Annotated in this window: 16 protein-coding genes; all 16 read left to right on the forward strand. The window is 55.3% G+C overall.

Annotated elements, in window-relative coordinates:
• Positions 1–139: 139 nt before the first annotated feature.
• The 16 genes from argB to H6973_06900 all read left to right on the forward strand — a co-directional run bounded on the left by argB (position 140) and on the right by H6973_06900 (position 19,038).
• Positions 140–1,033 carry an acetylglutamate kinase gene (gene argB / locus H6973_06825; GenBank protein ID MCP5125342.1) on the forward strand — a complete coding sequence of 298 codons (894 nt, stop codon included), beginning with the start codon at positions 140–142 and terminating at the stop codon, positions 1,031–1,033.
• Between the two features lie 70 nt (positions 1,034–1,103).
• Positions 1,104–1,862 (forward strand): (Fe-S)-binding protein, encoded by a 759-nt coding sequence (locus H6973_06830; protein ID MCP5125343.1) that lies wholly within the window; start codon positions 1,104–1,106, stop codon positions 1,860–1,862.
• Complete coding sequence (locus H6973_06835) at positions 1,859–3,298, forward strand: iron-sulfur cluster-binding protein (GenBank protein MCP5125344.1); 1,440 nt, start codon at positions 1,859–1,861, stop codon at positions 3,296–3,298. Before H6973_06830 ends, H6973_06835 begins: the two co-directional genes overlap by 4 nt.
• A complete protein-coding gene (locus tag H6973_06840) occupies positions 3,288–3,944 on the forward strand; it encodes a lactate utilization protein (GenBank protein ID MCP5125345.1) in 657 nt (218 codons plus the stop codon). Before H6973_06835 ends, H6973_06840 begins: the two co-directional genes overlap by 11 nt.
• Before the next feature lie 18 nt (positions 3,945–3,962).
• Positions 3,963–4,157: a hypothetical protein gene (locus H6973_06845; protein MCP5125346.1), complete on the forward strand. Its 195-nt coding sequence runs from the start codon at positions 3,963–3,965 to the stop codon at positions 4,155–4,157.
• A 147-nt stretch (positions 4,158–4,304) separates the two neighbouring features.
• Entirely contained in the window at positions 4,305–5,456 is a 1,152-nt protein-coding gene (locus tag H6973_06850) for a glycosyltransferase family 4 protein (protein ID MCP5125347.1), read from the forward strand.
• Positions 5,449–6,276 carry an ABC transporter permease gene (locus tag H6973_06855; GenBank protein MCP5125348.1) on the forward strand — a complete coding sequence of 276 codons (828 nt, stop codon included), beginning with the start codon at positions 5,449–5,451 and terminating at the stop codon, positions 6,274–6,276. The genes H6973_06850 and H6973_06855 overlap by 8 nt, the downstream gene beginning before the upstream one ends.
• 14 nt (positions 6,277–6,290) lie before the next feature.
• Complete coding sequence (locus tag H6973_06860; protein MCP5125349.1) at positions 6,291–7,034, forward strand: ABC transporter ATP-binding protein; 744 nt, start codon at positions 6,291–6,293, stop codon at positions 7,032–7,034.
• A 9-nt stretch (positions 7,035–7,043) separates the two neighbouring features.
• A complete protein-coding gene (locus H6973_06865; protein MCP5125350.1) occupies positions 7,044–9,950 on the forward strand; it encodes a glycosyltransferase in 2,907 nt (968 codons plus the stop codon).
• Positions 9,951–11,981 carry a glycosyltransferase gene (locus H6973_06870; GenBank protein ID MCP5125351.1) on the forward strand — a complete coding sequence of 677 codons (2,031 nt, stop codon included), beginning with the start codon at positions 9,951–9,953 and terminating at the stop codon, positions 11,979–11,981.
• Positions 11,978–12,982, forward strand: coding sequence for a glycosyltransferase family 2 protein (locus H6973_06875; GenBank protein MCP5125352.1), 1,005 nt, complete (start codon positions 11,978–11,980; stop codon positions 12,980–12,982). The genes H6973_06870 and H6973_06875 overlap by 4 nt, the downstream gene beginning before the upstream one ends.
• Positions 12,983–14,272 (forward strand): hypothetical protein, encoded by a 1,290-nt coding sequence (locus H6973_06880; protein ID MCP5125353.1) that lies wholly within the window; start codon positions 12,983–12,985, stop codon positions 14,270–14,272.
• 845 nt (positions 14,273–15,117) lie between these two features.
• Positions 15,118–15,543, forward strand: coding sequence for a hypothetical protein (locus H6973_06885; GenBank protein MCP5125354.1), 426 nt, complete (start codon positions 15,118–15,120; stop codon positions 15,541–15,543).
• Positions 15,544–15,615: 72 nt separating this feature from the next.
• A complete protein-coding gene (locus tag H6973_06890) occupies positions 15,616–17,100 on the forward strand; it encodes a hypothetical protein (protein ID MCP5125355.1) in 1,485 nt (494 codons plus the stop codon).
• Positions 17,101–17,236: 136 nt separating this feature from the next.
• Entirely contained in the window at positions 17,237–18,022 is a 786-nt protein-coding gene (locus H6973_06895; GenBank protein ID MCP5125356.1) for a sulfotransferase, read from the forward strand.
• The gene (locus H6973_06900; GenBank protein MCP5125357.1) at positions 18,007–19,038 is read left to right on the forward strand and encodes a glycosyltransferase family 1 protein; all 1,032 of its coding nucleotides are present in this window, start codon (positions 18,007–18,009) and stop codon (positions 19,036–19,038) included. Before H6973_06895 ends, H6973_06900 begins: the two co-directional genes overlap by 16 nt.
• Positions 19,039–19,231: the final 193 nt, after the last annotated feature.

The following is a 19,231-nucleotide window of genomic DNA, read 5'->3' on the forward strand; positions in this document are numbered from 1 at the left end:
CGCCGTGGATTGCCCTGGGGCTGGCAGTCATTGATGGTGCCGTTGGAGAAATCAGCCGTTATGGAATAAGAAAGTGATTTTCGATACGCTACCTGGCTTTGTAGTTTGACGCTTTTTTATCCAGAGGTTGACTCCCATTATGGCCCTTGACGCCCAGGCCGCCACCCATGTGGCGCATATTCTTACCGAATCTTTGCCCTATATCCGCCGCTTTGCCGGCAAAACTTTCGTAATCAAGTACGGCGGCAACGCTATGGAAAGCGACGAGCTGAAAAACAGTTTCGCCCGCGACATCGTGCTAATGAAGCTAGTCGGGTTTAACCCGGTTGTGGTGCATGGCGGTGGCCCGCAGATCAGCCAACTGCTCAAGCGCATCGGCAAGGAAAGCCGTTTCGTCGATGGCATGCGGGTCACGGACAGCGAGACCATGGATGTGGTCGAGATGGTCCTCGGTGGCCTGGTCAACAAGGAAATCGTCAATAACGTCAACCGGCATGGTGGTCGTGCGGTTGGATTGACCGGCAAGGACGGCGACCTGATCCATGCGCGCAAACTGACCATTTCCCGCAAGAGTCCCGAACTGGAAGCCCCGGAAATTATCGACATCGGTCATGTCGGTGAAGTGGCCAGCATCGACGCAGCAATTATCAACACACTGATTCACGATGATTTTATCCCTATCATTGCGCCCATCGGAGTGGGCAATGAAGGCGAGTCCTACAACATTAACGCTGATCTGGTCGCCGGTAAGATCGCCGAAGTGTTGCACGCCGAGAAGCTGATTCTGCTGACCGATACAACCGGCGTACTCGATCAGGAAGGCCATTTGTTGACCGGTCTTGGCGCTCGTCAGGTGCAGGCGCTAATCGATGACGGCACAATCCACGGCGGGATGCTGCCCAAGATCGCCTGCGCCCTGGATGCCGTGCGCGCCGGCGTCAAGGCGGCGCATATCATCGATGGGCGGATCGAACACGCGGCGCTGGTGGAGTTGTTCACCGACGCCGGTATTGGGACGCTGATTCGCGGGTAACTGCTTCTAATGTAAGTTCGCAACGGCTGAACTAAAGTTTAGGGGACTCCCGAACTGCGAGATCGCCGCCATGAACGACCCATCCCCTGCATCCATTCCCCGTCCCGGCAAGGTTTATTATTTCGGCACTTGCGTCATCGATGCCTGCTTTCCCCAGGCGGGACTGGCGGGCATCGAGTTGTTGCAACGGGAAGGCGTACACGTCATTTTTCCCCAGGCGCAATCCTGCTGCGGTCAGCCGGCGCATAATTCCGGCTTCCCTGACGAAGCCCGCCGGGTCGCGCGCCATCAGTTGAAGGCATTTCCCAAAGACTATCCGATTGTGGTTCCTTCCGGCTCCTGCGCGGGTATGTTGAAACACCAATATCCTCACCTGTTCGCTCATGAACCCGACCTCGATGAAGTGCGCCGTTTTTCCAGCCGCATCTATGAGTTGAGCGAATTCATGGTCAAGGTGCTCCAGGTGCGCCTGGAGGATCGCGGCGAGCCGATCAAAGTGACCTGGCATTCCTCCTGCCACGCCCTGCGGGAAATGGCGATTATCCCCTATGCCAAAACGTTGCTGGGGCAACTGGAGCGGGTGGAGTTGGTGGAGTTGCAAAATGAGCGGGAATGTTGCGGTTTCGGCGGCACGTTCTCGGTCAAGCAACCGGCGATTTCGGCGGCGATGGCTGGTGACAAAGTCAATGACATTGTGCAAACCGGCGCAGCGCGGGTGCTGTCCACCGATTGCGGTTGTTTGCTGAACATCGCAGGTACGCTCGGTTACCGCCAGTTGAATGTTCCCGCCCAGCATCTGGCTGAATTCATTCTGGAGCGCATCCAATGACCAAAACCGCCGATGTCGTCGCATTTGAACGCAGTGTCGCCAAGGCCCTGGACGACGGGCAATTGCGCCGCAATTTGCGCAGCGCGATGACCACCCTGAGTCAGCGCCGCCGCGCCCTGTTCGCCGATGCCGAAGCTTTTGAGCAATTGCGAACCCAGGGTCAGAGCATCCGCCGCCGAGCGTTAAGTCGGTTACCGGAATTGCTGGAACAACTGGAGGCGCGCTGCACCGATAATGGCATTCAGGTGCATTGGGCGGAAACGACTGCGGAAGCGAACGCGATTTGCCTGGACATCATCCGGCGGCATGGCGCGCAGCGGGTTATCAAGGGCAAGTCGATGGTGTCCGAGGAGATGCATCTTAATCATTTCCTGGAAGAGCAGGGCATCGAGGCGCTGGAGACCGATCTGGGCGAGTACATCATTCAATTGGACGGTGAGACGCCTTCGCACATCATCGTGCCGGCCATTCACAAAAACAAAGATCAAATCGCCCATTTGTTCCACGACCGCATTCCGAATGCTCCTTATACCGAGGTTGTTGAAGAGCTGAACGCCATCGCTCGCCAGGAGTTGCGTGAAAAGTTCCGGGCCGGTGAAGTGGGTGTCAGCGGGGTCAATTTCGCGGTTGCGGAAACCGGTACGTTGTGCCTGGTGGAAAATGAAGGAAATGGCCGGATGTGCACCACCGTGCCGCCGGTGCATATCGCGTTGATGGGTCTGGAGAAGGTGGTGGAGAAGTTGCAGGATGTCCCGCCTCTCCTGCGTCTGCTCACCGGGTCCGCGACCGGTCAGCCGATCACCACCTATTTCAACATGATCACTTCACCGCGCCAGCTGGATGAACGGGATGGCCCGCAGGAAGTGCATTTGGTGATCCTGGACAACGGACGCTCCAGCATCTACGGCGATCCCGAGCGCCGCGCCACCTTGCAATGCATCCGTTGCGGAGCCTGTCTGAATCACTGCCCGATCTATACCCGGCTCGGCGGCCATGCCTACGGCCATGTTTATCCCGGCCCCATCGGTTCGATCCTGACGCCGCAACTGGAAGGGTTGGATGAGGCCGGGGTGATGGCCAGCGCCTCCACCTTCTGCGGTGCGTGCGAAGAGGTCTGTCCGGTCAAAATCCCCTTTACCGAAATTCTGCGCATGTTGCGTAACGAGGCTTACGCACGGGGTGAATCCGAGCATGATGTCAAGGGCCACGGTTACCGCTATACGACGGTCGAGGCGCTGAGCTGGAAAAGCTGGGCGCTGTATAACACCAGTCCCGGTCTGGCGCGGATCGGCTCCCAAATCCTGGGTAAGCTTGGCCAGCACCTGCCGATGATCGGGCCACTCAAGGAATGGACCCGCACCCGCACCTCGCCGCCGTTTGCCCCGAAGAGTTTGCATCAACTGGCCCAGGAACGAGGACTCGACCATGACCGCTAACGCCCGCGCCAACATCCTGTCCCGCTTGCGCGCTACGACCGCCCAAGGTTCCTTTGAAGTCCCCGATGCGCCCGTAATCGCCGGGTTAGTGCTCAGTCAGGAGGAACGCATCGACCGCTTGCGCCGGATGCTGGAGACCATGCACGCCGAGGTGTGGGTTGTGTCCAGCGCCGCATGGCTTGACGAATTGAAAGCTCGATTGCGCGTCCGCGCCTTGAATGGGTTACTGTACGGGCCGGGGACGCCGCTGGGTCAAGCTTTGGAAGCGGCCTGGGAGGAAGATTTGCCGCCACTGGTTCCCTATAGCGAACCGGTCGAGCAATGCCAGGAGCGACTGTTCAACATCGATGCCGGCATCACTACGACGCGGAGCGCGATTGCCGAGAACGGCGCGTTGATCCTGTGGCCCAGCGCGGCGGAACCACGTTTGCTGTCACTGACGCCGGGCCTGCATATCGCCGTGCTGGACGCCGGGACGATTTTCAATACCTTTGCCGAGGCCATCGACCAGCAAGGCTGGCTGGAGCAGGGGATGCCGACCAACGCTTTGCTGATTTCCGGCCCGTCCAAGACGGCGGATATTGAGCTGACCCTGACCTTCGGGGTGCATGGGCCGAAGGAATTAGCAGTGTTGATTGTGGCCTGATAACGGGAGAATCGTGGGATGACTGAAACCCTGGTCTTGCCGCGCCACAAATTGACGGGTAGTGTTCTAAATTTGGATATGCTATCTCTTAGCCTAATCTTTTTTAATGAATTTCAGTATGGTTTTAACTCCTGTCTTCGCGATGCGCCAGAGGAAAGCGAGGCGCTGAACTTCATCGAAACCGCCGCAGATTGGGGCTATGAAACACGATGACATCGTTACTGTTGCTTTTCGATGAATGCCATTCCGGGTATTCTTTACAGTTCGATTTTGCCATCGGGCTGAATAGAGGCATTTCCTGAAACGTTTTGCCCCCCCGATTCCGCAAGCACCCGACAAGGAAAACGGTCACCTTCCTTTATGAAACTGATTCTGAATGTCGATGCCATCACCCACCCCCTGACTGGCATCGGTCAATACGCGCTGCGACTGGCCCGGGGGTTGCGCGCGCATCCAGCGATTGAGGAAACCCGCTTTTATTCGGCGTACCGCTGGATCGATGATCCCGAGCAGGTGCTGGCCGCGAATCGACCGATTGCTCGCATCCGCCGCTGGATTCCCTTCAAGCCCCTCGCGTTGAATATTTATGGCGCGGTGCGCAGTCGCGCCTTTCTTTGGCAAACGCGAGCGTTAAAACATTACCTGCTACATTCCCCCAACTACATTCTACTACCCTTCGACGGGCCGGCCGTCGCTACCATTCACGACCTGTCCTACCTGCATTATCCGCAACATCATCCCCGCGAGCGGATTCTGTTCATGGAGCGCCACATGCCGCGCACCTTGACTCAAGCCTCCGCCATCATTTGCGATTCCGAATTCATCCGCCAGGAGATTATCAACATTCTTGGCGTGCCGGCGGGCAAAGTGGTCGACGTGCCACTGGGCGTTGACCAGGTCTTTCATCCACGCGACCTGACGACTCTGCGTCCAGTGCTGAGCCGCTACCACCTCGACGGACTGACCTACCTGCTGGCTGTATCGACCTTGGAGCCGCGCAAGAATCTGCCGAGGCTGCTGATTGCCTATGCCCGATTGCCCGAAGCGCTACGCGCGCGCCATCCGCTGGCGCTGGTCGGAGCGAAAGGCTGGCTAAACACGGAACTGGAACGGCATCTGGCGCCCTTGGAGCGCACCGGTCAGCTCCGGCGGCTGGGCTATGTACCGCAGGATGATCTGCCAGTCCTATACGCCGGCGCTCATGCTTTCGCCTATCCCTCGCTTTACGAAGGTTTCGGTCTGCCGCTGCTCGAAGCCATGGCCAGCGGCCTACCCGCACTGTCCTCGCACCGTTCCTCACTGCCACAGGTCGCAGGCGATGCGGCGCTGCTAATCGATCCCGAAGACATCGACGACCTTACTGCTGGTCTGGAGCGCCTGCTCAGTGACGAACCGTGGCGCGCTGTTGCCCGTGACCGAGGCATGGAACAAGCCCGGCGCTTTTCCTGGGATCGCTGTGTTGAAGAGACCATTGCCGTCTACCGACGCCTGCTGGAGGAACCGTATGGCTGAGCAGCCCCCGTTTACCTATGACTCCGCGCAAAGGCCGCCACCTTTTGTGGATGAGTTCGTTCAACTTCTGCGCTATCGCGATCTGATTTTCCTGATGATCGGCAACATTCTGAAAAACCGTTACAAGCGCTCCATGCTTGGCGTTTTCTGGATGTTGTTGAATCCCCTGTTGCAAACCATCGTGCTGGCGGTCGCCTTCGGCGCCATGTTCAAATCGGCGCTGCCTCATTACCCGGTCTATCTGCTCAGCGGGCTGCTAGCCTGGAGTTTCATGACCCAGACCACACAGTACGCTATGGGCGTCATGGCCACCGGCAGTGGACTGCTCAAGCGTATTTACATCCCTCGCGCCACCTATGTCGTCGCCGTGGTCGGCAACGGTCTGGTCAATTTCCTGGTCTCGATTCTGCCGTTGACTCTGATCGTATGGTTTCTTGGTCACCCGGTGAGCGCCAGTTGGCTGTTCCTGCCCGTGAGCATCGTGATCCTCGCCCTCTTTACGCTCGGTCTGGCGCTGCTGCTGTCCACGGCTTCCGTTTTTTTTACCGATTCTATCGACATCTATCAGATTTTGGTGCAAGCCGGGTTCTTCCTGACCCCGATTATGTACCCTCTCGCGGTGTTGCCCGAATCTCTGAGCGGCTGGATGGTGCTCAACCCGTTTTTTCTGTTCATTGAGCTATTTCGGACGCCTATCTACGCCAACGCCGTTCCCGACGCCGGTTTGATCGCTGCCACGGCTACACTGGCCCTGCTTACGCTGTTGGCCGGCTGGACGGTGTTTACCCGCAAAGCTGATCTACTGGCCTATCGGCTTTGAGTATGGACGCACCGATGATTCAACTCGACCAGGTGACGGTCCGCTTCCGTATCCCACATGAGCGGATTCCCACTTTTCAGGAATACGCCATTCGCTGGCTGCAGCGGCGCGGGGTCCGTTATTCCAACTTCAACGCACTCAACAATCTGAGCTTCTCGGTTGACCAAGGCGAAACGGTCGGCGTTATCGGCCCGAATGGCGCAGGCAAGAGCACCCTGCTCAAGGTGATCGCCCAGGTCATTCGCCCAACGCAGGGCCGGGTTCGCCTGCGGGGTCGGGTCGCGCCGTTGCTGGAACTGGGCGCCGGCTTCGATTACGAAATGACCGGACGCGAGAACGTGTTCCTGAACGGGGCCGTACTCGGCTTCAGCCGCCGAGATATGGTGCGTCGTCTTGATCGCATCGTGGATTTCTCGGGGATTGGCGATTTCATCGACGCGCCGGTGCGCACCTATTCCAGCGGCATGGTGGCGCGTCTGGGCTTTGCCGTAGCGACCGATGTACAACCCGAGGTGCTGATCATTGACGAGGTGCTGGCGGTAGGCGATGCCCATTTTCAGCAGAAATCGGCGGCGCGCATCCGCAAATTCCGCCAAAGCGGTTCGACTATTCTGGTGGTTTCCCATAACCCGGCGTCCATTAAAGCCCTGTGCAGCCGCGTACTCTGGCTGGAGCGCGGCGTGATTCGTCTGGTCGGTCCAGTCGAGCAGGTCATGCAGCAGTATGCACCTGACGCACCGTCCCTATTCAACAAATGAAGTGACGCTATGCAAATCATCGTTCTCGGCATGCACCGCGCAGGAACTTCCGCCGTTACCGGTCTGATTAACCTGATGGGCGCTTATCTGACGCCTGAGGAACAACTGTTGCCGGCGACGCCGGACAATCCAAAAGGTTATTGGGAACGAATCGACGTTCTCCAGCTTCACGAATTCGTTCTGGAGCGACTGGACGCCGACTGGGATCGGGTTTCCGCGGTTGATATGGAGCGTGTCGGTCCCGAACTGCGCGAGACATTTATGCAGCGCGCGCGCGGCATCCTGCAAGACCTGAACGGCCACCGGCCCTGGGTCATGAAAGATCCGCGACTCTGTCTATTGTTGCCGTTATGGCGACCTCTGCTCGACGCGCCGGTTTGCGTCCATGTAGCCCGCCATCCGCTGGCGGTCGCCCATTCGCTCGCCGTGCGTGACGATTTTCCGTTGCATTTTGGCATCACCCTCTGGGAACACTACAATGCCTGCGCGTTGACCGTTTCGTCTGGTCTTCCCCGGTTTTCAGTCTGCTATGAAGCCCTGATGGCGCAACCGGTAAAAACCGTCAGGACGCTGTATGAAACACTTTGTCGTGTTGGCGTCTCATCCCTGCGTCTGCCCACCGAACTGGAAATTGAGACGTTTCTGCAAAACGATTTGCAACACCATCGCGCCTTGGAGCAAAAGGACGACCCGCAGTGGCTGACCCCGAATCAAATTCTGATTTGGGAGGCTCTACGAGAATCGAAGCTAGAGTTGAGTCACGAGATTTTGGCGGCTCCTCCACGCATCGTTCAGCTCGCCACTTATGAGACCCTGCTACAGGAACGCAGCGAGTTGCTCCGGCAAAGGGATTCGCTGGTGAAAAAGAACGCGGACGATCTGCAATCGCTCAGACGGCTGTTTGAAACGCTGCACCATGACGTGCAGGTGACCTTCGAGTCGCTGACCTGGCGGGTGGGATTCGCCATCGCCGAGATGGGCCGCAAACTGGGTTTGTTACGAAGAACTTTCCTGGTGCAGGACCATCTCGCTCATATCGCTCGTCATTATCAATCCTGGCTGAGTCGTCAGTACAGCCCGTTAACCGAGGAAAATTTCGACGAAAAAGCTTACTTGGCGCAATATCCAGATGTGCGGGCCGCCATTGAGCGCGGCGATTTCGCCAGTGGATTTGAACACTTTGAACTGCGCGGGCGCGATGAGATTGCCAGCGGCAACCGCATTTACATCCCTGGCCTTCTATCGAAGGATTATCAAAATTATCAAAAGCCGGTTGATCTCCAGAAGTGTCGGAAAGAAATCGTTTTCTGGCTCCGGCAACCGTTGATTTCCGTGATTGTGCCGGTCTATAACGTCGAAGCGCGTTGGCTGGAAGCAGCCATCCAATCCGTCAAGCAGCAAGTCTATTCAAACTGGCAGATCTGCATTGCCGACGATGGTTCAACCCAGGAGGAAACCACAGCTTTCCTACGTCAAATTGATGATCGGCAAATCAGGATCGAGTTTCTGGACAGCAATCGGGGCATTGCCGGCGCTTCCAACGCGGCTCTGGCCTTGGCTGAAGGGGAATATATCGCTTTTCTGGACCATGACGACGAACTGACGCCAGACGCCCTTTACCATGTCGTCAAGGCGATCAACGAGCACGATCCCGACCTGATTTATTCCGACGAAGACAAACTGTCGCTGGAAGGCGATTGTCTGGGTCCCCATTTCAAACCGGATTATTCTCCCGATCTGATCCTGTCGAACAACTATATCTGCCATTTAAGCGTTTACCGGAAGACACTGCTGGATCAGCTTGCCGAGGAAGGGCGCTATGTGCGCGAAGGATTCGAGGGTTCGCAGGATCACGACCTGGTGTTGCGGGCGCTCGATTACACCGACCGGATTCATCATATTCCCCGGGTTCTTTATCACTGGCGCATGATTCCGGGTTCGACTGCTGCTGAATACAGTAGCAAGCATTATGCCTGGGAAGCTGGCCGCCGGGCCATTGAAGACACCTTGCGGCGGCGCAAGATTGCCGGTGAGGCGCTATTGAGCCGGTTTCCCGGCACTTATCGGGTCAGGCGCGCAATCCAGGGTCAACCGCTGATCAGCATCCTGATTCCGTTCCACGATCATCCGGACCTGCTGCGCCAGTGCATTGATTCAATTATGGAAAAGACCACTTACGCGAATTTCGAGGTGCTGGGCGTTTCCAATAATAGCGAGGAACCCGAAACCTTTGCCCTGATGGAGCGCTACGCTGCTGATGAGCGCATTTGTTTTCTTCATCACAATGTACCCTTCAATTATGCCGCGATTAACAATTTCGTAGCGAAACAGGCTCGCGGCGAACATCTGGTGCTGTTGAACAACGACACCGTAGTTATTACTCCGGACTGGCTGGAAACGCTGCTGGAACATTCCCAGCGGCCAGAGGTCGGCGCGGTCGGCGCGAAGCTGTGCTACCCCGACAATACTGTTCAGCATGGGGGAGTGATCATCGGCGTCGGCGGTATTGCCGGGCATGCACACCGGCATTTGGAGGCTGGTAATCCGGGCTATTTCGCGCGTCTCCAGGTTATTCAAAATCTGAGCGCGGTGACTGCGGCTTGTCTGATGATCAAAAAATCGCTTTATGAGGTCATGCACGGCATGGACGAGCAGCATCTGGCCGTCGCATTTAATGATGTAGATTTGTGTTTGCGCCTACGCGAACAGGGTTATCTCAATGTCTTCACGCCTTTTTGCGAACTCTATCATCACGAATCCAAAACACGCGGCTATGAAGACACGCCGCAAAAAAAGCAGCGGTTCATTCAGGAAATCGCCTACATACGAAAACGGCATGCCGGCATTTTGGAAAAGGGCGACCCCTACTACAACATTAATCTGCCCCTAGACCGCGACGACTTCGGAATACTGTGAATGCCGATCACTGACATCATCCTGCCGGTTCATAACGGCCTGAGTCATTTGCGTGACTGCCTGGATGCGGCGCTGACTTATACGCCACACCGTGATGCGCGGTTGTTGGTCGCGGATGACGCCAGCGACTCAATGACCGCCGCATGGTTGCGTGAGCAAGAGGCGTTGTTGCATTCATGCTGGATGACGTTACAGCGGCAGGATGAGAATCTGGGCTTTCTGGCGACCTGCAATCGTATGATGGCCGCATCCCTCGCTTCCAGTCCTTCCCCCGATTATCTGTTGCTGCTGAATAGCGACGTATTGGTGAGTCCCGGTTGGTTGGAGCGCTTGTTGAATTGCGCCGAATCCGATCCGCGCATTGCCGCGGTCAATCCACTCAGCAACCGCGCCGATAACATCGACCTGCCGATGGCGCCAGGCGCCAGTTATCTGGCGATGAATGCGTTTTTAGCGACCCGGTGGCAAGGGCGCTGCCATGACGTCGTGACGGGGGTCGGTTTCTGCCTGCTGTTGCGTTGCGATGCCCTGCGCCAGGTGGGGCTGTTCGATCCGGTTTTTGAACAGGGTTACTGTGAAGAATCGGATCTCTGCATGAGATTGACCACCGCCGGCTTCCGCACCGTGGTTGCCGAGGATGTCTACGTTTATCACCGGGGCGGCGGTTCTTTTAATGACAGTAACACTCGTTACCTGCGCAATCGACGCTTGTTTGATGAGCGTTGGGGAAAGGAATATCGCCGGCAATTCCGTGCGTTCCGTCGTGCAGATCTACTCAAGTCGATTCGCCGACTTTTTGCATTGCCTACCCGCTGGGATCCGCTGCCGGTTCTTTGGGAAGGCGCTCGTGAAGGGTTAGCGGAATGGCGGGGACGGCGTTCCGCTAACCGCCTGGCGCGCATCGCCCTGCGTCGTGTATTTCAACTAGCGACCGCACGCCGTCCTTGCCCACGCCGGGAATTGACACAGCGCTTGACCCTGCCGGGACGGTTGCGAGTCACCTATGTTCTGGATCGGCTGGTCGTTGCTGGCGGCGTACTATCCATCCTGCAACTGGTGAATGAGTTGATCCGGCTGGGCGTTGAGGCGAGGGTAGCCGCGCTTTATGAAGACCCGCTGATTCACGACTGGCGCCCCTTGTATACCCAGCCGCTGATTTACCGCAATATCGCGGAATTGCTGGCGGAATGTCCTGACAGCGATGTGATCTTCGCTACGCACTGGAATACCGCCGAATGGGTGCATCAGTTGTGGAAAAGTGGGCGGACTCGCACAGCGGCCTATCTCATTCAGGACTACGAACCCTGGTTTTTCCCGGAAATGGCAACGGACCAGCGCAGAACGGTCGAAGCCACCTACGCCCTTCTGCCGCATCGGATTGTTATGTCAGACTGGCTGCGGGATTTGCTGGCGGCAAAAGGACATGACAGCGACAAAATTCCCCTGGGCATGGATTTGGGCCAGTTTTATCCCCGGACAACGCAGCGCCGATCGCCACTGGTCGTTTTGGCGATGGCCCGGCCCGGCACGCCGCGCCGTGGTTTTCCTACTACCATTGCAGCGTTGACTGAAGTCAAACAGGCGCGGCCGGATATCGAAATTGCGCTGTTTGGCGACAGGTTCCTGGATCGGCAGTTGATTCCCTTTGCATTTCGCAACGAGGGACTGGTGATCCGCCAGGATCGGCTGGCCGAACTGTATTCCGGCGCCGACATCTTCCTGGATGGCTCCGAGTTTCAAGGCTTCGGGCGCTGCGCCTTGGAGGCGATGGCCTGCGGCGTGGCTTGTGTCCTGACCGACTTGGGCGGCGTTCTGGATTATGCCTGCCATGAAGACAATGCGCTGCTAGCGTCGCCGGGACAGCCGTTGGCACTGGCGGCGGCAATCCTGCGTCTGCTGGATGACGCCGTACTGCGCCAGCGCCTGATCGCCAATGGCCTGAGTACGGCAAAGCAATTTTGTCACCGGCGCGAGGCGCGCGATACCTTGACCTGGATTGAAAATGCGCTGACCCATGGGGCCGCCGTATGACCGGGAGGATCGCGCTTATCGTCATCAACTATCGGCGCATTGCTGACACCGTAGAGTGTCTGGATTCGCTGTTGCGGGTTACTGCGCCGGCGTTTGACATTTTCCTGATCGATAACGGCTCCAGCGCTGGCGATGTTGCGCAATTGACCGATTATGTGGCGCGCCATCCCGAGCGCATTGCCTTTACCGCTTATCCCGAGAACCATGGGTTCACTGGCGCGCATAATCGATTGTTTGAGGAGTTGATTCCCAGTGGACGTTATGAGTACTTCCTGCTGCTGAACAACGATGCGGTCGTCGAGCCGGATTTTCTGGAGCAAATGCTGGCGCGCATCGATTGTTCACAACGCATTGAAATGGTCGCGGCGCGGGTCATGAAATACGCCGACCGCGAGCAAATCGATAATCTGGGCATCACTTTTTACAAGTGCGGACTGGCTTCCAACCGCAAGTCGCTGGACGATCCGCTGCTTGGCCCCAGCGGCAATTGCGCGTTGTATACCGCCGAATTGCTGCGCCAGGTCCATCAGGTGTCGGGGGAATACTTCGACGATGAATTTTTCTGCTATGCCGAGGATACCGACCTGGCCTGGCGGGCGGTGTTGCTCGGCTACCGGGCGGCCTATGCTGAGGAGGCCCGTGTCTATCATAAGGGTTCGATTTCCAGCGGCGGTCCTAACAGTGATTTCGTACTCTATCACGGTATCCGCAATTCCTTGTTTGTGCTGGTCAAGGATGCGCCGGTTCGCGTGTTATTGCTGAAGCTGCCCTGGATGCTGGTGCTGCATGTCGCTATTTTGCTGCGATACACGATCAAGGGCAAGTTGGGCGTGGTGTTTCGCCTGTACCGGGATTTTCTGCGCGGCATTCCAGCCATGCGCTGTAAGCGCCGATCGATTCAACAGCATCGGGAAATTTCGTTCCGCGAAATTGAGCGGCGCATCAGCCCGTTGTTCTATGAACGGGGTTACGCGCTGGGGGCGTTGCGGGATTTGTATTGAATGAAACAGGATAGTCGGCTTTTACCGTATCTCTCTCTTTCGGCTCTCTTGATCCTGACGGCGGTGCTGGCTGGATATGCACGGTTTATGCTGGGCTATCCCATTTGCGGGACGGACGAGCAAAATTATCTGGACATCTTTAACTGGCTGGATGCGGGCGGGGTTTGGCCCATTTCCGGGCCGGGTTATGTCGAATTGATTCTCGATCTGCGGCGCTGGACTGGACTGGAGACTCGCGCACTGGTCATCGCGGTGGCCGTCGTGAACAGCACCCTGATTTTGCCGCTGGGTTTATGGCTGTGGTATCGGCTCAGCTTTGGTGATGCGCAATGGGCCTGGCGATGTCTGCCCTGGCTGTTTGCCGGTAGCTACTTTATCGGTTCCTGGCTGGAAGGTCGGCCCCAGCAATTCGGCATGTTACTGGCTGCGACCGGAGCCTGGATCGCGCATCGGGATTTGGGAAAGCAGGGATATTGCGGTATTGGTTTCTTTCTAGTCTGGCTGGCGTGTTTTGGCTACCATGCCCTGAGTTTCGTGGTGCTGACCGCCCTGGTTTTCGGGTTCTGGGCGCGGCGTTTTGTGCAAGGTCATTCCGATTATCCAGCACTTGCAGCGCTACTGGTGGGATTAGCGGGCTGTTTGGCGCTGGGTGCGTTATGGTGGTATCCGCTAATTTGGTTGGATATTCGCATTAACCATATTCGAGGCGCTCATGTGAGTGGTTTTTTTGGCGCGCTTGCCTTGGGTGCGGCGGCGATATTATGGTTGCTGCACAGATTGCGTCGCGGTGGGACTGGTTCGCGCTGGGTTCACAAATTGCGCGTTGGACTTACGCTGCCGTGGGTTCACGGCCTGATGGCGGGCGGCGCTATTGTGGCCTTGATTTGGCAATACGTCTGGTTAGGCCATCTTTATCAAGGACTCGAGCTGGGACAAATCGCCTGGTATCAGGGGGGAAATATCCTGTTAGCTGTACTGTTTCTGTTGGGATTATGGAGGATTGGTCAGGAATCCCGCCTGGAGTTGGAGTTCTTCGTCGAATCCTGTTTGATCCTGATGGCTTTTGGCGCGGTCTTTCTGGCGCTCGCTCCCTGGTTACGCGACCAAAATTGGACGTTGCGGATTCTGAGTTACTGGACTTGGTATGCGGCGCCGCTGGCTGCCTGGGGTTGGTGCGGTTTGCCCAGGCGCTGGCGTTGGGGGTCGTTGTTGCTATGTCCATTGTTCTTGGCCGGTGGAGTGCAACATATATTGTATGCGCCGACGTGGGGTTGCTCGATTGATAGCTAATACCGTTTCTCGGTAAGTTTTGAACTCTGGATTTCCCCCTTTAGCAAAGGAGGGTGAGGGGGGATCTGAATGTCATGGATTAACGTGGCCTGTCGAAATCTCTCCCGCCCCCCTTTTTTAAGGGGGGAGATTCAGCAGTAACGTCATTTAACATAATGAGAATTGGTATGATCCTTTACCGATGGCCCGTTCATCGGCCCTGCTGACTCTGCTCTGATTCGGTGCTACAGGCATAGGTCGGAAACAGATATACGGCGCTCATCTCGATGCAGTTCCAGTGGATGATGATCGCTTTGAACATGGGTTAGTCTCCAATGTAGGGTTGAATGGTTGCTTCAAAATCTGCTAATAGTTGGTCCAGTGTGCTAAAACGGTAGGGTTGTTCAATGTCGCCGACATGGATGTGATAGACCTTGCCAGTTTCATTGATTGCTTTCCCGATTTCTAAGCAAAAGCTGGAGAAGGGAAAGCGATCACCGGATTTTCATTGCTTTTCCTGGTTAGCTTGTCTATACCTAAATCATTTTGAATGGAACCCTGCGAAATGGGTTGTTGTTTTACAAAAAAGTTGTATTTATGAAAATAAAGTTGTATTAATGCGATGGAGAATTAGTGAATCCGGCTCGGAATAGGGTGCAAAATTCGATGGTGTTGTATTTCTATTCTTGAATATGAGGTTAAAAAAAAACTTTTTAAATTATTTACTTGTTATAAAATTCAGATAAATAATGCTTTTATGATTGACATTGTGGCAAAAAACGGTTAGCTTGTTGCGCGAATCACACAAATCATTTTCATCAAGTCCACCTAACTCCATGAGGTCGATAGTGTATTTGATGTGTTGCTTGGTCGTCGCCCTGCTGTTTTTGCCGGCGATGGCGGTTTCTGAGCCAGATCAGGAAGTTAGGGAGGCGACGGCAACTGAAGCAAACGCTGCGCGACGGGCAGCGGTGGAAAAGCGTGTCGCCGCCAAATGGGATGCGTTGATCCGCAGGGATTTTGCAGCAGCTTATGAATTCACTTCACCGGCTTATCGCAAGGTTTCGTCGCTTGATGCCTTCAAGCACAGTTTTGGCAATGGGCGGGTCGTTTGGCGACGTGTTGAGGTGGTTTCAGTCGAGTTCGAAGACGATAAGGCTGCAACAGTCGGCATCAAGATTCATATCTTGTATTATGCTCCGCAATCCCAGCAGCCAGTTGATATGGCAACCCATGATCAAGAATCCTGGGTTTATGAAGATGGGCAATGGTGGTATGTGGTGAAACAGTGATTTGGTCAAAAGTTTAGCTCGAACTTCGAGCTGATTGTTCTGTTCGTTTGTCCTGCTTAGGAGCATCCAAAGATGGCGAAATTCAAGATGAAGCAACTAGCCCTGGCAATGGGTACGATACTGGGTGGCATGAGTCTGGTGCCGTCCGTACAGGCAGTAAACCTGGCCACCGATGGTCTGGGGCAGGTGCTGATCTTCCCCTACTACACGACTCGCGTTGGTTGGAACACCCTCTTTAACATCACTAACACTAGTGATGAAGTGGTAGCTATCAAGGTGCGCTTCCACGAGGGTTACAACTCGCGCGACGTATTCGACTTCAACGTAATCCTGTCACCTCACGACGTATGGAATGGCACCTTGTCTAACGGTGCTGGGGATGTGCCAAACTTCTCGACGTCGGATACGACTTGCGCGGTGCCAGCGATCCCGGCGGGTGGTCAGCTCTTCCAAGGCAGCGGAGCCAATGGTTTGCTGGCTTATACAGGCGCTGCCGCTGATGGTGGCCCGATCACCACCGATCGGATGCGCGAAGGTTATGTCAGCGTCATCATGATGGGCACATCGCCAGTTGTCGGATTGGCTGCTGATGCGGTGCATACGGCAGCCGGCGTTCCTGCCAACTGTGCGGCGCTCGTCAATGCTTTCAGTTTGAACGGCACGACTATTGCCGGACTTAGGGCGGCCTTCCCCAATTACGCGGTTAATCCGTTGAAGGGCGCTTTCAGTCTGGTCAACGCCACCAGTGGCTGGAACGCCAGTGGCGAAGCCGTTACTCTGGCTGATTTCTGGGTGCCGCCGGTGCCAGGCACCAACCTGATTACCGCACAATTGCCACCTGCCCAGGTTGGGAATGTATATACCGATTCGTTCCATCAGCCGGAATTGAGTTCTGCCAATACCTCCGGTGAGGTGCTCCTGGCAAACGGCGCGCCTGTATCAACTGATGCACCTACCACCGGCGCTGACGCAGTCAGCTTTGTGCTACAGCGGAGCAGCGTGGTGAACCAGTGGGCTAATCTCCCTGCAGGAGTCGCTCCTTGGACGGTTATGTCTGATCAGATAGTCACTTTCCCGACTAAGCGGTTCTATGTGGATGAGGCTACTCACGAGTTTGCGGGCCGCGCTGCGGGTCGTCCCGGTCTGCCTGCTGGCCGTGCTCCATTCACCAATGCTTTTGCTGGCAAATCCTGTGATGCCGTGAGTTACAGCATTTATAATCGGGAAGAGAAACTGTACAGCCCAGTTACTGGTCCGGTCTTCTCACCGGCGCCCACCCCCGAGGGCAACACGCTTTGCCAGGAAGTTAATGTGTTGACTTTCGGCGCTGCTACTGATGCTACGCAGACTAATGTTCTGGGTTCGCCGATGCCTAATGCCTTATCTGGTAATATCCCGGCTGCTAACCTGCCCGGTGAAAACGGCTGGATGCAGCTTAACTTCCTGAATGCTGCGACAGCTTTGCCTGTGGTAGGTTTTGCTGTGATCAATCGCACCGACAGTGCTGGCGGATTGTTGAACGAGTCTTTCGTGGTCAACAATGCGTATATTCGGTGATTTCTTATTGAAAATCATGCATCTACCAATGCACTGATTTTGCAGGTTGTTTAAATTTGCGCCAAGCCCGCGTTCTGCGCGGGCTTTTTCATTGCCTCTCAGGAAAACTGTTTTCACTATCTGGCCATTACACCCCATGCTTCATTTTTTGGGAATCGGCGCCCAGAAAGCGGGCACCACTTGGCTGTATGAGCAGCTTAATCACCATCCACAGGTGACATTTCCACTCGGCAAGGAAGTTCACTTCTGGAATCGCCCACATGACGCGGCGGCTGTTAATCTTTACTTGAACAGTTTCGTCCACATCGACCGAAATCCGCGAAAATCATTCCTACTCGTCGACTGGATCACCCGCTGCCTGATCCGGCCTGTCCCTGTCGCCCCTTCAGTCGCTGGCGAAATTACCCCTGCCTATGGCATGTTGCCCCTCGAGACGATTCAGGAAATCCATCGCTATGCACCTTGCCTGCGCTTGATTTACTTGATCCGTAATCCTATCGAGCGTGCCTGGTCATCGGCGTTGATGGCCCTGGAGCGGGCGGAAATGATGATCGACGAAGCCAGCGACCAATGGTTCATTGATCATTTTCATTCCGCAGGTTCACGCCAGCGCGGTGATTACCAGACCTGTTTGCAAACCTGGCGCGAGGTTTTTTCTGAAGAACAACTACTGATCTTACGCTTCGAACAGATCATCACCGAACCTGAATCGCTCCTAAACCGCTGCTTTCAGCATCTCGGCGTATCGCAACAAGTCCCGGAACAACTGCACCAATGGGGTTGCCAGGTACCGGTTTTTGCCGGACCTGGCTACAGCCTGCGCCCTACGCTTAAACCGGCATTACAGATGTTGTACCAAAAGCAAATCGAACAGTTGGCGAAATATCTCAATATGGATTTGGATACATGGCTGGGCGGTTAAGGCGCATCCAGGCGGCATGGTCGGCGCGGGTTCAGGCGATGCACTGGAGACGCTGGAAAAATGCGATGACATCGAAGCAAATGGTATTGTTCTATCGGGATTTTCGTGGCTTCACCGGAGGGCATTTAAAAGTCTGGCACTATTTCAATCATGTACGCTATTCGAACCGCTATCAACCTTGTATCGCCTTTTCAACTGATACGGTTTGGAATGATGCTAATCCGTGGCTGCCGGTCCGCCAGCAGGCGTTGCCTATCTGGGATGCCGAACAGGCAAGCATTCTTTTCTTGGCGGGAATGGACTGGACAGTTCTCAATGAGGCGCAACGCCATTCTCCCACCAAACCCGTGATTAATCTGATCCAACATGTGCGCCACGCTGATCCTGACCAACCGCTTTATCAGTATCTTGCTCATCGAGCCGTGCGTATCTGCGTCAGCGAACCTGTCTCCCAGGCGCTACATGCCACCGGGCGAGTTAATGGCCCACTCTTCACCATACCCAATGGCATCGAACTTGTTGAATCACCATTGCTGGTTAAACCCTGGGAAGCTCGTCACCTCGATATCCTGATCGTAGGAATTAAACAGCCTGTCTTGGCCAACGAAATCCACAGATTTTTGAACGTATCCGATCAACGCGTCGAAATGTTGACTCAGCCCCTGCCCAGACCGGTTTTTCTGCAACGCTTGGGCGATGCCAAAATTACTGTTTTTTTGCCTCATGCTACTGAAGGATTCTATCTACCTGCTCTGGAAGGATTTGCTCTTGGAACACTGGTAATTTGTCCGGATTGTATTGGCAATCGCACATTTTGCCTGACTGGGGAGAATTGCCTGCAACCGCCTTACACCGTTGAATCTTTGCTTAACGCCGTTCAAAAAGCTCTATATATGTCATCTCATGAAAGGCAATTTTTTTTAAAATCAGCACAACAGATGGCGCAGCAATATTCTCTCTTGGAGGAGCGTCGATCTTTTCTGAAAATTCTTCAGCAAATCGAAGCAATTTGGTAATCTGCGTCCTAATCGCAGGAGTATCTGCACTATCAACAGCTGTCCCACGCCGGTTTGCAATCACATCTCGCGGTAATCTCTTTTCTCAGAGGTTAGGGTACTGACCGAATGAAGAGCAGAGCGTCCATGACTTTCATTGTGAAATCGCTGCGATGGAATTGCCTGAACGAAATTCGATCTTTCTGACCCAAAT

It is taken from the genome of Gammaproteobacteria bacterium, assembly GCA_024235095.1.
GTDB lineage: Bacteria > Pseudomonadota > Gammaproteobacteria > Competibacterales > Competibacteraceae > UBA2383.